The following is a 14479-nucleotide window of genomic DNA, read 5'->3' on the forward strand; positions in this document are numbered from 1 at the left end:
CTATGAATCTAATGAATCAAAAAGATAGAATGCTTGCAGGATTACCCTATAAAGCGTGGCTGGACGGATTAACTGAAGAGCGGACAGCCGCCAGGCTGCTGGTTCACCAGCTCAATTCACTTTCTCCAGACGCTCATGAGGAGAGAGACGGGCTGATCCGCAAGCTTTTGGGCAAGACGGGGGAGCTTGTGCATATTGAGACTCCCTTCCGCTGCGATTATGGGTCGAATATCACTGTAGGGAATAATTTCTATGCCAATTTCAACTGTACGATTCTCGATGTAGGCAAGGTGGTCATCGGCGAGAATGTCATGTTCGCTCCGAATGTATCGCTTTACACAGCAGGACATCCTGTCCATCCCGATTCCCGGAATTCAGGCTATGAATACGGGATTGCCATCACCATCGGCAACAATGTGTGGATCGGCGGCAATGTCATTGTGAATCCGGGGGTAACCATCGGGAATAATGTAGTTATCGGAGCGGGGAGCGTAGTGACCAAGGATATCCCGGATAATGTGATCGCCGTAGGCAGCCCGTGCAGAATTGTCCGTGAGATCACGGAGGAAGACCGGAAATTCTATTACAAGGATAGAGAATTTGACGTCACGGACTACGTGTAGAATCGCTGCTATACCGTCCTTAAGGGACAGGATTCGTTCTAAATTAGCACATAAGTAGCCCTCAGCGGCCCATGTACCCCGACGACAAGCTTCATTTCGATATCGGCGGAATTGGAGGGACCGGAGATGAAGTTAATCGATGAACCCACCGGTTCCCCGTCCTGAATTCTCCGGTTAAGCGCTGCGGCGGCATCCGTGGAGCGGAGCACCAGCTTCTCACGTTCAACCACCGCAATATAATGGGCGGGCAGGAAATGGAGCGACCGGCCCTGATCGGGGCGGCTCTCCAGAACAACCGTTCCAGATTCCGCAAGTGCACAGTCGGCGAAGACTATGGCTGTATTCGCCGATTCAGCACGCCTGATATTCTCCGCCCGTCCCGCAGCTTCTTCCCATACGGCAGCATCCGGGAAAGCCAGCCCGTACTCCCTGAACCGGGGATCACCGGATGTCATCACGTTCCCGCCGCCATTTGCCTCTATCAGATCATCTAACGTTCTCTGCAACAGCTCCCGTGTCGATTCAATTACCTGGGTGTGGATGAAGAAGCACTGTTCCTTAAGAATCTCCACCAGATTGTCCGTGGTAAGCGGGCCGTAGCTGTCAGGAATGAACTCCCGGATTGCAGGACGCTGAACCTCAGTCCTCCGTTCCCGGCCCAGCTTGGCGGCAATCGTATTCAGAAAAGCCTCCTTATTCGTGTTTCTGTTCGTGCTCGTGTTGGTGGTTGCTGTCATTGCTCTGCGCCTCCTTTCCGTTGCTCCAGCCATGCCCGGAAGCTGTCCTTCTGCTTGACGGGCTGCTTCAGGTCGCGGGAACGAATCCAGCCCTGAAGCAAGGCTGGTCCTCTTACAATACGGCCCTGCTTGCTCATCATCCGGCTTGCAGAGTGGGCGAACCGCAGGGTTTTGCCGAACAGGGCAGGGGAAGAGAGTAGCTTGGCGGCGGCCTTCATCTGGATCCGGTCGGCAGCGCCGGTCCTCTTCTGCTTCACAATATTCTGGCGGTGCATAATGAGCTGCTCATGCAGCGGGATTTTTACCGGACAGACATCTGTACACGCCCCGCACAGGCTGGAAGCATACGGCAGCTCCTTATAATCGTCATAACCGCCAAGCAGCGGGGTGATGACCGCCCCAATCGGCCCCGGATAGATCGATCCGTAAGCATGGCCGCCGATATGGCGGTAGATCGGACAGACGTTCAGACATGCACCGCAGCGGATACACTGCAGCGCTTCGTTGAATTCACTTCCGAGAATATCGGACCGCCCGTTATCGACGACTACCAGATGGAATTCCTCAGGGCCGTCTGTCTCACCCGCCGCTGAAGGACCCATAACCGTGATATAGCTGGTTAGTTTCTGTCCTACGGCGCTGCGGCAGAGCAGATTATCCAGTACCTCCATCTCCTCCAGAGTCGGCACAATCCGCTCCATGCCCATTACCGCGATATGCGTCTTGGGAATGGCAGCCGTAAGATCGCCATTGCCCTCATTGGTGACGAGATTAATCGCTCCGAGATTGGCTATGGCGAAGTTGCAGCCTGTAATTCCGACCTCCGCTTCCAGGAACTTCTGCCGCAGGACCGTGCGGGCAAATCCGGCCAGATTCTCTGGAGTTTCATCGCCTGTATAACCAAGCTTCTCTGTGAATACCCGCTTGATTTGCCTCCGGTCCTTATGCAAGGCGGGAGCCACGATATGCGAGGGTGGGTCCCAATCATCCATCTGGAGGATGTATTCTCCAAGATCCGTCTCCGTCAGCTCACAGCCTGCTTCAAGCAGAACGCGGTTCAGCTCTATTTCTTCCGTGACCATGGATTTCGATTTGACGATCTTCGTGGCTTGTTTGCGCACAATAACATCCCGGATATAAGAGCTGGCTTCTTCTTTGGTCGCTGCAAAATAGATATGCCCGCCCTGTCGCTCAATATTGCCGGCAAGCTGCTCCAGATAATAATCCAGATTCTCCAGAGTGTGCTGGCGGATAAGCTGGCCTACATTCCGCCACTGCTCCCAGTCACCGAGCGCAGTGGCCGCAGACAGACGTCTTGTCTTGAGACTGTCCTGCGCCGAACCCACGGCACTGCGCATGAAGGAATCCCCAAGGCCATCCGTCGTCCGTTCGCTGAAATTACGTGAATCCGTCTGCAGGCTCAAGTCCGGCTTCCCCCTTTGCTAACTACAGGCTGATGTTGATTCAATACCTCTGCAATATGCATGATCCTTACAGGCTCACCCTTACGTGACAGGCGTCCCCCGATATTCAGCAGACAGCCCATGTCTGCACTGATTAGAATATCCGCTCCCGTATCCATGACACAGCCGCATTTCTCATCCACCATCTGCTCCGAGATTTCAGGCATCTTCACCGCAAAGGTTCCGCCGAACCCGCAGCAGTTATCGCTGTTCTTGAGCGGCTCAAGCTTCAGTCCCTTCACCTGCTCCAGCAGCTGGAAGGGGGTTTCCTTCTCTCCGAGAAGTCTGGTCATATGACAGGAACGATGGTAGGTTGCGGTGCCTTCGAGAGTTGCACCCACATCGGTTACCCCCAGTACTTTGACAATGAATTGGGTCAGCTCGTAGGATTTCTCTTTCAAAGCAACCGCTTTCAATTCCCAATCGGGGTCACCCCGGAAGATCTTCGGATATTCATGAAACATAGCGATGCAGGAGCCGGATGGTCCTACGACATAATCCGAAGCCTCGAAGGCCAGTATCATGTTCTGCATAGCCAGCTTGGATTCCTGCAGATAACCGCTGTTGTAGGTAGGCTGGCCGCAGCAGATCTGTGAAGCGGGATAATCGATCTCGCAGCCAAGCCGCTCCAGGACCTCCACCATGGCAATCCCGACATTCGGGCTCATAAGGTCTACCAAACAAGTAGAAAAAATACTGACTCGCACTCCTACCCCTCCCATCAATGAAAACCTATGTTCACAGCTTAACTCAATAAGTCAATGAAAAACAACACAAAAACAAATAAAAAATGTGAAACTTATTGACAATAAATATTGATAGCGTTTACACTATGATTGGGTAATTGGGATAATGGAATAATCTACCTTGAGGGGGAGAAACAGTGACCAAGCATTTGATGTATATCGACGGCCAATTTACGGAATCCGAAGGCAAAGAGTGGATGGATGTTACCAATCCGGCAACCGATGAAGTGATCTCACAGGTTCCCAAGGCTACAAGGAATGATGTCATACGTGCCATTGATGCAGCAGAGCAGGCCCAGGCAGCGTGGGAGGAGACTCCGGCGGTAGAGCGCGGCAAGTATTTGCATGCGATTGCTGACGGGATTCGGGCAGAGGCGGACAGCATCGCCAGGCTGATCTCGGAGGAAGTCGGCAAGACCCTGGAATTATCCACCGTAGAGGTTCATTTCACTGCGGATTATTTGGATTATATGGCGGAATGGGCACGGCGTTATGAGGGGGAGATCGTGCAGAGCGACCGTGATAATGAGCATATTTTTGTATTCAAAAGAGCGATTGGCGTCACCACGGGCATTCTGCCCTGGAACTTCCCGTTCTTCCTGATCGCTAGAAAAATGGCCCCGGCGCTCATCACCGGCAACACGATTGTCGTGAAGCCCAGCGCGGAATCTCCGAACAATGCCATGGCGTTCAGCCGGATCGTGGATCAGTCCGGATTACCTAAGGGGGTATTCAACCTTATTACAGGAAGAGGTGCAGAAGTGGGCAACGAGCTGTCCAGTAATGCGAAGGTAGGCATGGTTAGTCTTACCGGCAGCGTACCGGCAGGGCAGAAGGTTATGGAGGCGGCGGCTGAGAATATCATCAAGGTCAGCCTGGAGCTGGGCGGCAAAGCGCCTGCCATCGTCATGAAGGATGCCGATCTGGAGCTGGCTGTTCAGGCGATTGTGGCTTCCCGGGTCATTAATACAGGCCAGGTCTGTAACTGTGCGGAGCGTGTCTATGTCCATGAAGATATCAAGGAGGAGTTCACTACGCGGCTGGTTGAAGCGATGAAGGCCGTGAAGTACGGAGACCCGCTCAAGGACACAGACATCCAGATGGGACCGCTCATCAACAAGGCCGCGCAGGAATCGGTTCAGCAGAAGGTAGACCGGGCTGTTCAAGAAGGGGCTAAAATCGCCCTAGGCGGTAAAAAAGTAGCAGGAACCGGCAGTTTCTTTGAGCCGACAGTGATCACAGACGCTACGAATGAGATGGAGATTGTGCAGGATGAAATTTTCGGTCCGGTTATTCCTGTCATCTCATTCTCAACCCTGGATGAGGCGATTGCACTCGCTAATGACAGTGAATTTGGCTTAACCTCATCGCTGTACACCCAGAATCTGAATGTCGCCATGAAAGTAATCAAGCGGCTGAAATACGGGGAGACGTACATCAACCGCGAGAATTTCGAAGCGATGCAGGGCTTCCATGCAGGCTGGAGAAAATCCGGCATCGGCGGCGCTGACGGCAAGCACGGCTTGAACGAATACCTCCAGACGCATGTCGTCTACTTGCAGTACGACAAGTCAGTTAACTGAATACGCAGCGATTGTTTGCTGCTTGCAGATAGCGGCCCATGTTTTGGGGGCCGTTATTTTTGTTGTTTTTCGGAGAGGCAGATGCGAGGGGCGGCAGGGGCATATGTAGGCGGAAAAGCGACTACAAGGGGTGTTTCGAAGGCGCGTGGACCAAATGTAATCGAAAAACCGACTACATTTGGCGCGGCGGAGGCGCGTGGGGCAAATGTAATCGAAAAACCGACCACATTCTCCACAGCGGAGGTGTGTGGACCAAATGTAATCGAAAAACCGATCACATTCAGCGTGGCGGGGGCGAGTGGACCAAATGTAATAAATGGCGCAGTCTGACCGCTTAGAAGATTTTTGACGGAATTCATGGTTACGTGGTGAGGTCGGCAGGTACAGAAGAAGCTGCAAGAATTAAGGTGAATGAAGGCCATATCGGATGGTCAGATTTGTTGTAATGGAGAAAAAGCATTTGAGAAGGTTGATATAGATTTATGGATGAAGAACTAATAGAAATATTGAAATCCAGAGTATCCGATTATATAGAAGTCCCGGAATGAAGTACAAGCAGACAGACGAGCCCGTCAAGCTGACCTCTGATTGTATAACCTTTGTAGCCAAAAAAGCTGATCTCATAGAGATGGGCTTTTTTGGATATGGATGAAGGTAAGGCAGCACTTGATGTAAGACTTACCAAAGAAATTAACAAAAAGCAAAAAGTAGCGGAGGGGAAATTTGGAACTGGAGGAGCGGTAGCGACCGCCTTTGTGTTTGGATTTCTACTGCTAAGAGCGGTTTAAATCAAGAAATCCAAACTGGGCAGCGGCCGGAAGTCCAAATGTTCACCGCAGCGACGACCAAGCTTTGAGTTTTAATCTGAAGCAAGCAGTTGCAGCAGCTGACGTAATAGAATGAGGTTTGATGTTCATCCGCAATTGAGCAGATTTACAAACGATTTCACAGATATGGGGGCCTTCGGATTCGGGAGCGCGGTGCTATCATTGGTAATGAAACGGCAGGAATTATGGATTGTAAGCGCATTAACGGGCTGGCGCCAGAGCCGCTCTTGGTTAGTGGCAGCGCCAAATTACCAGGGTCTGGGGGAACGGAAGAAGCGATGAGAGAAATTCTGTTGAACGAATTGAACTGGGAAGTCAAAGGATATTGGCCTTGGGTGCCGCTGAAGGGTACAAGCATGGAGCTTGGCCAGGAATTAATGGGGGTGACCGACTGGATGCCGGCAACGGTGCCGGGGGGAGTTCATCACGATCTCTACAGACAGGGCTGGATTGCCAATCCCTATGAGGACTTGAACAGCTTGAGCTGCGAATGGGTAGAGAATCGCTGGTGGGTGTACCGTATGACCTTGAAACGACCGGAGTTGAAGGGGTCCCGAGTTGAGCTGGTCTTTCTGGGGCTTGATTATGAAGCAGCGGTATACGCTGATCATATCCTGCTTGGGGAGCATAAAGGAATGTTTGATCCGGCTGTGTACGATGTTACAGAGCTGCTATCCGTTAGGGAGAAGCTTGAGATCTCCGTGCTTCTGAAGCAGGCGCCCGATGAAATGGGGCAAATCGGCAAAACCTCGGCCACCTTCACACAGAAGAGCCGGTTCAATTATAAGTGGGATTTCTCTACCCGGCTGGTTAACATTGGAATCTGGGATGATGTGCTGCTAAGGATACATGAGGATTATTCGTGGGGTGAAATGTCCATCACGACCGATGCTGAGGTTGAAGAGGACGGCAGCACTCAGGTGGCTGGCTGTATTGAAATACAGGCCGCCGTTTCATCCACTTCTGGAGCAGAGCCTGCCCGGACACTGACGGCGAATATTACCTGCTCTGATCCCGGAGGTAATCCGCTGCTGGTGCAGACGCTTCCCGTCTGTGCTGGAGCGATGCTCAAGACCGCGCTGGATATCCCTGAACCTGAGCTATGGTATCCGAATGGTTACGGGGCGCAGCCGCTCTACTGTCTTGAACTGAAGCTGCTGGATGAAGACGGGAAGGAACTGGATACGCGGGTTATACGAACCGGAATCCGCAAGCTTGACTATATCCGAAATGTTGACAGTCCTGACAATGCGCTGCCCTATACAGTGGTCATCAACGGCCGCCGGATCTATATGAAAGGGGTGAATATGACCCCTCTGGACCATCTCTACGGAAATATAACAGTCGAACAGTATCAGCTTATGGTCCGTCTCATGAAGGCGGCTCATGTCAATCTTGTCCGGGTATGGGGCGGGGGGATCATTGAGAAGCAGGTCTTCTACGACCTATGCGATGCGAACGGCATTATGGTCTGGCAGGAATTCATCCAGTCGAGCTCGGGGATTGACAATATTCCTTCCAAGCAGCCGGAGTTCCTTGAGCTGCTGCACCAGTCCGCCCGCTCAGCACTCAAGGCGAAGCGTAATCATGTCGCCATGACGATATGGAGTGGCGGCAATGAATTAATGAGCGAGCCGAATAAGCCTTCGGACTTAAGCGATTCCAATCTGGCAATGCTGAAGGAACTCGTTGAGCAGTATGATCCGCAGCGGCTGTTCCTGCCAACCTCGGCTTCCGGTCCGGTGGAGTATATTAGCGAGACCAAGGGGCAGGGGCATGATGTACACGGTCACTGGAAGTACATGGGCAACCCGCATCATTATGAGCTATATGGCAGCAACGATAATCTGCTGCACAGTGAATTTGGGGTGGACGGTCTGAGTTCACTCAAGAGTCTGGAGAAATTCCTGGGCGCAGCGCACAGCCAGCCGGTCTCCATGGAGAACAGTGCAGTCTGGAGACATCACGGGGAGTGGTGGGATACGCTGAGCCGGGATGAAGAAATATTCGGCAGTCTGACAGACCTGGCACAATTCTCCGCCTGCAGCCAGTGGATTCAGGCGGAAGGAATCCGCTTCGTGCTGGAGGCCAACCGGCGGCGCAAGTTCCGGAACAGCGGAAGTATTGTCTGGCAGCTCAACGAACCCTGGCCGAACGTGTCCTGTACCAATGTGGTTGATTATTATGGTGAACCGAAGATGGCTTACCACTGGATGAAACAGGCCTTCCGTCCACTGCATGTATCACTGGACTACCGGAGTCTGCTGCTCACACCGGGTACCGGTTTCCAAGGAGATGTATACGTACATGGCTGGGAAGGGGAATCGTGTGAAGCTGATGCGGAGGTCCTGGATTCGGCGGGCCGGAGCCTGCACCGGCAGCATTTCATAACCCAAGGAGACAGAGACCGGGCAGTCTGCGCCGGGACCCTGAAGTTCACAGTACCTGAGCTGGAGGACCAGTTATATTTCGTCAGATTGTCCTTTATGAACCGTGAAGAAGAACCGCAGCAGAATGTATATGTATTCTCTACCGCCAGGGAGCATCTGTACGCACCAGCGTTAGCGCTTACAGGCGGCAATCTTCAGGTGCGCCAGGAGAATAGATGGCTGCCCGCTGTTACCGGAGAGCTGAGTCTGCAAGCCTGCTTCATGGTAGCTAATACAGGCAGTGAAGCGTTGCTGCATGTACATGCGGAAGAGAAGGGAAACCGCTACTGGATGGAAGCAGACGAGCAGTTCCTGACCTTGTTCCCTGGTGAGGCAAGAATGGTGACGGTGACCTGCACGCCGAGACAGGCGGGAGGATTCCTGGCCGGGAAGAATCACAGCATCTCCGGTGACCTGCCGGTTATACAGTTCAAATCGTTCCTGGCTGTCCAGGGCACAAGCAAACCGGACGGGGGGCAGGAGAATCGTGAATAGACCATTATGTTATGTTCCAGGGCCATTCGTACCGCTAAGCCGGTATGTTCAAGCGGGCGGGCATGAGCCCGTTACCGTTCCGGTAAGCCGGGCAGTGGCGGACTATCTAAGACGGCATCGCTCCATTCTGAAGCTGGCCTGTCAGCGCAGCGGCGAGGTGACCTACCTTAATGCACGGTGGTCCACACTTTATGAAGATACCGTTGAAGCTGAAGCAGCAGCCTGGAACAGCAATACAGCGGAAGGCGTGTTCGTACTTGTCAGCCCGCTGCTTACCAATATGTTCCCGGTAGTATCGCACTGGGATAACGATTCAGCAGAGGGCGGAGGCAGGTTCCGCTATGGAGGAACAGACGGCATTGGAACGCTGCGCATGGACGAAGCGGGCGAGCAGGTTATTTCCGAGCATGTAAGGCTCTATAACAGCGACACCGACAGCCCTTATGTATATAACACGGAAGATTATGAGCTGTTTGGTGAGGGTGAATTGGAGCGAACACTGAGAACTCCGCAATTCGAGCACTACATCGGGGACCGTTACAGTCTCTATGCCGTCGATGATCTGGTCGCCGTATCCTTGAGTGACCGTATGCTCAAGACCTTCGGATATCCTGTGGTCTTCATTAATGAATCCAGGGAAGAAGGGGCGCTGGTATATGATGCACCTGTGTTTCAGCTGATCAGCAACAGGCTGCTGGTTTCGGAGAACCGGTATAGCCTGGCTTCCTATATTCTCCCGCCTTATTGGAATCCGGCGAACGCCAAGAGGTATCCGCTGCTGTTCAATGGTTATTACGACGCTAATGAGAACACCTTCAGTACCGTGGGACCTTCATTTCTGGAGATCATAGGCAAGACGCTGGCCGGCACGGGACAAGGCGTGGTTGGCATTCTCTGGAACGGCGGAGGCTACATCGGAAGCCGCTCCCTGCAAGGCTCAATCTATGGAGGGATCGGGGCGGCAATTGCCAGCGCCCAGGACCGCTATGGCGGTGATGCAGACCAGGTAGTGGCTGTGGGAGGTTCCCGCGGCGGATTGACTGCGCTGCTGGCCGGAGGCAACCCGCACCGGCTGCCTTACCGGGTACGTTACACACTGTGCTATGCACCGCCGCTCATCCTTAACGGACTTATCCGAGAGTATGCGGAAGGCGCCTGTCCGCTGATCTGGCATGTAGCAGAGGTGGACACCGGTTACCGTGATATTTGGAAGCAAAATTGGCGGCATCCGGTGACAGGAAGTACCGCAATTGAGACTCTTCTGTGGACACTTACAGGTGAAAGTGACTCCGGCCTTCTGAAGGAAACTGCCGGACTCGAATCCGGGTTCTTCCTGCAAGGGCTGAAGTCGAGCGGTACGAAGCTGCTGATCAATCACGGTACACATGATGCCTTCACTCTCAGCCGGTTCAGCTTTGCTTTTGCCGCATTGGTCCGAAGCTATGGCATTCCGCTGCGTCATGAGATTGGCTACCGCTTCGGCCATAACAACTGTACGGATCTCTACGAGCAGGCGGCCCTATGCCTGAAGGCTCTGCTGCAGGATCAGGAGCTTGACTTCACCGGGACGGTTCATTACCGCAGACGCAGTCCGGCTGCAGGAGAATGGGAACAGGCTGAACGGTTTATCCCGGCCCGTCAGCCGGTTTTTCTGGAGGCGCCTAAGTTAGTAACCGCAGGCAGTCCGGTAGCTTGGACACTGTATGGAGAGCAAGGCATGGAATACCGGCTGGAGCTGGAGAGCCTGGACCAGCAGGCATGGGAACAGAACAAGCAGGTGATCCGTAACAAGCGCATCACGCTTGCGGCCGGGAAATTGCCGGACAAGCGGCATCCCCTTGAAGTCTGCTCATGGCAGGAGGGGATAAGCCCATCCACTGACGCGTTAAGTGCAGGTTATTATCTGTACGGACTGTCATACAGGCTGAGGGGCGAACTGAACTGGACCGAGGTCTCGCCTTCCCGGGTGCCACAGCCTGGTGTAGAGCCGCAGTCAGTTCTCCGCATTCTGGAGGAGCAGCCCAATCCCGCAAGCGAGGCCTTCCGCGCGGAAGCGGCTGTGCTGTGCATCAGCTCCGGGCTGTCTGAAGCCTGAGCAGGCAGCTTAACCGGTACAGAAGGTATACCAACTATACAACGCCTGACCGGAGTGAATTACGGTTCCGGGAGGAAGGAAGGACAGGAGCATGATTGGAAGAATCAATGAAGCAAAGCCTTTTATCGCAAAGAAAAAGAACGGGAATCCTCTGCGGCGACTGCTCAGAGATTGGTCCTCCTGGATATTAATAGTGCCAACGGTGTTAGTCTTTTTCTTTTTTTCCTGGCAACCGCTCGTCAAGGGGATTGTGCTCTCTTTCTTCAACACCGAGGGTTATAATGCTGTAAGCTTTGCCGGATTACAGAACTACAAGGATGTCATTCAGAATTCGGCATTTCAGCAGACACTGGTCAATTCATTTATGTATGTGATCTGGTCGCTGCTGATCGGCTTTGCCGTCCCGATTGTAGTCGCTGTTGTAATTAATGAACTCAGACACGGGAAGTCCTTTTTCCGCTTCTCCGTCTTTTTTCCCAGTATGGTTCCCGGTATTGCGGCTTCCATGTTATGGATGTTCCTGTTTGAGCCCGGGCAGGGCGGTTTGCTGAACAGTATGCTGAGTGCATTGGGATTCCCGGTACAGCAATGGCTTCAGGACCCGAAGATGACCATAATGCTGATCATATTCACGATCACCTGGCGGAATTTCGGAGGGACGGTGCTGCTCTATCTGGCAAGCCTTCAGAGTATCAATCATGATCTGTATGAAGCAGCTTCGATCGACGGTGCCAATGTATGGCGGCGCTTCAGAAGCATTACCCTTCCGCAAATTTCCAGCATGATCGGACTGATGATGATTCTGCAGATCAGCGGGGTATTTCAGATCTTCAACGAACCGCTGGTCATGACCGAGGGCGGACCGAATAATGCTTCCATGACGCTGATGCTGCAAAGCTATTATTATGCATTCCGCAGTTTCGAGGCAGGCCATTCCATGGCGCTGGGGGTTATTACTTTTCTTGTCCTGATGGTGCTTACCGTTATTTATTTCAGGCTGGATAAGAAATTGAACAGGGAGTAGAAGCCATGAAAACCAATGAAGCTTACGGCATTATCGGCAATATTGAATACAGATCACCCTGGGTGCGCCTGTTGTACTGGAGCTTGTTCCTTCTGATGATTGCGCTCGCCGCCGTCTGTATCCTGCCTCCAGTCTGGATCATGGTCTCAAGCCTTAAGGACATTAAGGAGTTCTATGCGATTCCGCCTACCTTAATTCCCCGTACTTTTAATCTCAGCAAGCTGTGGGAGACCTGGCAGGAGTTCAATTTCCTCAGTTACTATCTGAATACAGCTTACCTGGCTGCCGGTTCTGTACTGTTCTGCCTCACCTTTAACGGGCTGGCCGGATATTTCTTCTCCAAGCTGAAGCCGCGTGGGAGCGCGCTGCTGTTCGTGCTGATTGTATGGACGATGATGGTTCCGAATACGGTGGGCATGGTGCCGCTGTTCAAGAACCTGATTGATTTCCCGCTGCTGCATGTGAATCTGACCAATACCTTCTGGCCGATGTGGTTCATGGCTGCCGTGAATCCGGTGGTGATACTGATCTTCAAGAACTTCTTCGACTCCATTCCCCAGGCACTGCTGGAAGCGGCCAAGATCGACGGGGCGAGCACTATCGGCATCTTCATCCGGGTGATTCTTCCGCTCAGCGGCCCGGTTATGGCCACGATTACGATTCTTACGATGAATAGTGTATGGCAGGATTTCTTCTGGCCTTTCATGGTATTGAAGGATAAATCGACCTGGTCGGTCATTGTGGCTATCTATAATTTAAAAGCGACATTACCGCAGGACATTCAGTTTATTGCCCTGACATTTGCTATCCTGCCGCCGATTGTGCTGTTTATTTTTTTCCAAAGGTACATCATGAACGGGCAAGCCTTCGGCGGGAGCATTAAAGGGTAATGTCACCCGATCACAAACCATTTCACAGTTTTGCCCCGTAGGGCGCTCTAAAGGACGCATGGTAAGATGATCTCAGCATTAAAGAAAGCGCTTTACAAAATGCGGAATTGCTATAAGAATAATTATAGGGGGAATTACATTGAGAATGGCACACCACAAGAAACTAACCGCAACCCTGGCGCTCACCCTGCTTACGGCCGCCGGACTGGCCGGCTGCGGCGGCTCCAATGAAGGACAAACAGGCGGGAGCGGAAATGCAGCAGCCGGCAAACAGGTAACGATTAAGGTCAGCAACTGGCCGAAGCCGAATGAGGAAGCCAAGATCGCCCAGTATGAACAGCTCATGGCGAAGATGAAAACCAATTATCCGAACATTACGGTGGACAAGGATGAATGGGGCTATGACGTCAGCTCGTTCCTGCCCAAAGCGGCGAGCGGCCAGCTCCCAACGGTATACGAGACCTTTTTCACCGAAACCAGCAAAATCATTAAAGCTAATTACGCAGCGGATATCACAGACACGATGAAGAAGTATGGATATGACAAGGCCATTAACCCGGATCTTCTGAAAATGGTGACCAAGGACGGCAAGTATTACGGGATTCCGAAGGACGGTTATGTCATCGGCATGCTCTATAATGTGAATCTCTTCAAGGAAGCGGGCCTTCTGGATGACAAGGGGATTCCGAAGTTCCCCAAGACGTATGAGGAGCTGGCGGAAACGGCGCAGATCATCAAGCAAAAGACCGGCAAAGCCGGAATGTTCCTGCCGACGAAGAGCGGCCAGGGCGGCTGGATGTTCATGAACATTGCCTGGGCTTACGGTGCGGAATTCGAGAAGCAGGTTGACGGCAAATGGCAGGCGGTATTCAATTCTCCTGAGGCTGCTGCGGCGCTGCAATATGTGAAGGATTTGAAATGGAAATACAATGTGCTGCCCGATAACAATCTGGTGGATGTCACCAATGACATGTTCCGTATGCTCGGAACCGATCAGGTTGCGATGAGCTTCGGCACCAACGACTGGCCTCCGGTTATCCAGCAGCAGACCAAGATGTCCAAGGACAATATTGCCATGTCAGCACTTCCTGTAGGTCCGATCGGAGAACCTGTTACCCTGCTGGGGGGCGGCCTGTATATGTTCTCGCCGAATGTAACCCCGGAGCAGATTGATGCCGGCTTCAAATGGCTGAAGACCTATGGATTCACACCCGAATCCTCAGAGGAGGCTCTGACCGGCTGGGATATCGAGAAGAAGACACTCAGCGATCAGGGGCTGATCATCGGCCCTTACGGGCTGCGGATCTGGACCGATGAGAAGCGTATTGGGGAGGAACAGAAAATTCTCGACAAATACAACAACGTGAATCTGGACATGTTCCGTGATTATATGGACAACGGCAGTAAGGGGATGCGGGCGGAGGAGCCCATCAATGCCCAGGAATTGTATCAGAAGCTGGATGTCGTGCTGCAATCCGTGCTAACCGACAAGAATGCAGATCCGCAGAAGATCCTGGATAAGGCGGCGGAAGAATTCCAGCGGGATTATCTCGATAAAGTCAAATAA

12 protein-coding genes and 1 pseudogene are annotated in these 14479 nt (G+C 52.6%); 9 read left to right on the plus strand and 4 right to left on the minus strand.

Annotated features, from left to right (window positions below; all coding sequences use genetic code 11):
• The first annotated feature begins 11 nt into the window (after nucleotides 1-11).
• Nucleotides 12-623: a sugar O-acetyltransferase gene (locus J2Z70_RS06545; protein WP_209870664.1), complete on the plus strand. Its 612-nt coding sequence runs from the start codon at nucleotides 12-14 to the stop codon at nucleotides 621-623.
• Between the two features lie 38 nt (nucleotides 624-661).
• Here J2Z70_RS06545 and J2Z70_RS06550 read toward each other — a convergent pair whose 3' ends face one another.
• From J2Z70_RS06550 to J2Z70_RS06560, 3 genes are read right to left on the minus strand one after another with little or no spacing between them, the layout of a single operon-like run.
• The gene (locus J2Z70_RS06550; protein WP_209870667.1) at nucleotides 662-1360 is read right to left on the minus strand and encodes a LutC/YkgG family protein; all 699 of its coding nucleotides are present in this window, start codon (nucleotides 1358-1360) and stop codon (nucleotides 662-664) included.
• Nucleotides 1357-2784 (minus strand): LutB/LldF family L-lactate oxidation iron-sulfur protein, encoded by a 1428-nt coding sequence (locus tag J2Z70_RS06555; RefSeq protein WP_209870670.1) that lies wholly within the window; start codon nucleotides 2782-2784, stop codon nucleotides 1357-1359. Before J2Z70_RS06555 ends, J2Z70_RS06550 begins: the two co-directional genes overlap by 4 nt.
• Nucleotides 2781-3530, minus strand: a complete 750-nt coding sequence (locus J2Z70_RS06560) for a (Fe-S)-binding protein (protein ID WP_209870673.1) — start codon at nucleotides 3528-3530, stop codon at nucleotides 2781-2783. The genes J2Z70_RS06555 and J2Z70_RS06560 overlap by 4 nt, the downstream gene beginning before the upstream one ends.
• A 176-nt stretch (nucleotides 3531-3706) precedes the next feature.
• Here J2Z70_RS06560 and aldA point away from each other — a divergent pair, with 176 nt between their 5' ends.
• On the plus strand, nucleotides 3707-5152 hold the full coding sequence (gene aldA / locus J2Z70_RS06565) for an aldehyde dehydrogenase (RefSeq protein WP_342592993.1): 1446 nt from the start codon (nucleotides 3707-3709) through the stop codon (nucleotides 5150-5152).
• Nucleotides 5153-5205: 53 nt separating this feature from the next.
• On the opposite strand, the gene J2Z70_RS06570 is transcribed toward aldA, so the two are convergent.
• Nucleotides 5206-5511 carry a hypothetical protein gene (locus J2Z70_RS06570; protein ID WP_209870676.1) on the minus strand — a complete coding sequence of 102 codons (306 nt, stop codon included), beginning with the start codon at nucleotides 5509-5511 and terminating at the stop codon, nucleotides 5206-5208.
• Between J2Z70_RS06570 and J2Z70_RS33135 the strand changes: the two are divergent.
• The 7 genes and pseudogenes from J2Z70_RS33135 (at nucleotide 5494) to J2Z70_RS06600 (ending at nucleotide 14479) form a co-directional block, all read left to right on the plus strand.
• Nucleotides 5494-5700 (plus strand): annotated as a pseudogene (locus J2Z70_RS33135) (protein tyrosine phosphatase). The gene J2Z70_RS06570 and the pseudogene J2Z70_RS33135 overlap by 18 nt on opposite strands.
• A 96-nt stretch (nucleotides 5701-5796) precedes the next feature.
• Entirely contained in the window at nucleotides 5797-5940 is a 144-nt protein-coding gene (locus J2Z70_RS06575) for a hypothetical protein (RefSeq protein WP_209870679.1), read from the plus strand.
• A 317-nt stretch (nucleotides 5941-6257) separates the two neighbouring features.
• A complete protein-coding gene (locus J2Z70_RS06580; RefSeq protein ID WP_209870682.1) occupies nucleotides 6258-8903 on the plus strand; it encodes a glycoside hydrolase family 2 protein in 2646 nt (881 codons plus the stop codon).
• On the plus strand, nucleotides 8896-10998 hold the full coding sequence (locus J2Z70_RS06585; RefSeq protein ID WP_209870684.1) for an alpha/beta hydrolase family protein: 2103 nt from the start codon (nucleotides 8896-8898) through the stop codon (nucleotides 10996-10998). Before J2Z70_RS06580 ends, J2Z70_RS06585 begins: the two co-directional genes overlap by 8 nt.
• A 193-nt stretch (nucleotides 10999-11191) precedes the next feature.
• On the plus strand, nucleotides 11192-12022 hold the full coding sequence (locus J2Z70_RS06590) for a carbohydrate ABC transporter permease (RefSeq protein ID WP_209870687.1): 831 nt from the start codon (nucleotides 11192-11194) through the stop codon (nucleotides 12020-12022).
• 5 nt (nucleotides 12023-12027) lie between these two features.
• Complete coding sequence (locus tag J2Z70_RS06595) at nucleotides 12028-12912, plus strand: carbohydrate ABC transporter permease (RefSeq protein ID WP_036728412.1); 885 nt, start codon at nucleotides 12028-12030, stop codon at nucleotides 12910-12912.
• 139 nt (nucleotides 12913-13051) lie between these two features.
• On the plus strand, nucleotides 13052-14479 hold the full coding sequence (locus J2Z70_RS06600; RefSeq protein ID WP_209870690.1) for an ABC transporter substrate-binding protein: 1428 nt from the start codon (nucleotides 13052-13054) through the stop codon (nucleotides 14477-14479).

The sequence above is a fragment of the Paenibacillus silagei genome, from assembly GCF_017874735.1.
Lineage (GTDB): Bacteria > Bacillota > Bacilli > Paenibacillales > Paenibacillaceae > Paenibacillus_AQ > Paenibacillus_AQ silagei.

What these genes read in the sequence shown, in the direction of transcription:
- J2Z70_RS06545 (WP_209870664.1), top strand. Translation starts at nt 12, where the DNA reads ATGAATCAAAAAGATAGAATGCTTGCAGGATTACCCTATAAAGCGTGG.
- J2Z70_RS06550 (WP_209870667.1), bottom strand. Translation starts at nt 1,360, where the DNA reads ATGACAGCAACCACCAACACGAGCACGAACAGAAACACGAATAAGGAG.
- J2Z70_RS06570 (WP_209870676.1), bottom strand. Translation starts at nt 5,511, where the DNA reads ATGAATTCCGTCAAAAATCTTCTAAGCGGTCAGACTGCGCCATTTATT.
- J2Z70_RS06575 (WP_209870679.1), top strand. Translation starts at nt 5,797, where the DNA reads ATGGATGAAGGTAAGGCAGCACTTGATGTAAGACTTACCAAAGAAATT.
- J2Z70_RS06580 (WP_209870682.1), top strand. Translation starts at nt 6,258, where the DNA reads ATGAGAGAAATTCTGTTGAACGAATTGAACTGGGAAGTCAAAGGATAT.
- J2Z70_RS06595 (WP_036728412.1), top strand. Translation starts at nt 12,028, where the DNA reads ATGAAAACCAATGAAGCTTACGGCATTATCGGCAATATTGAATACAGA.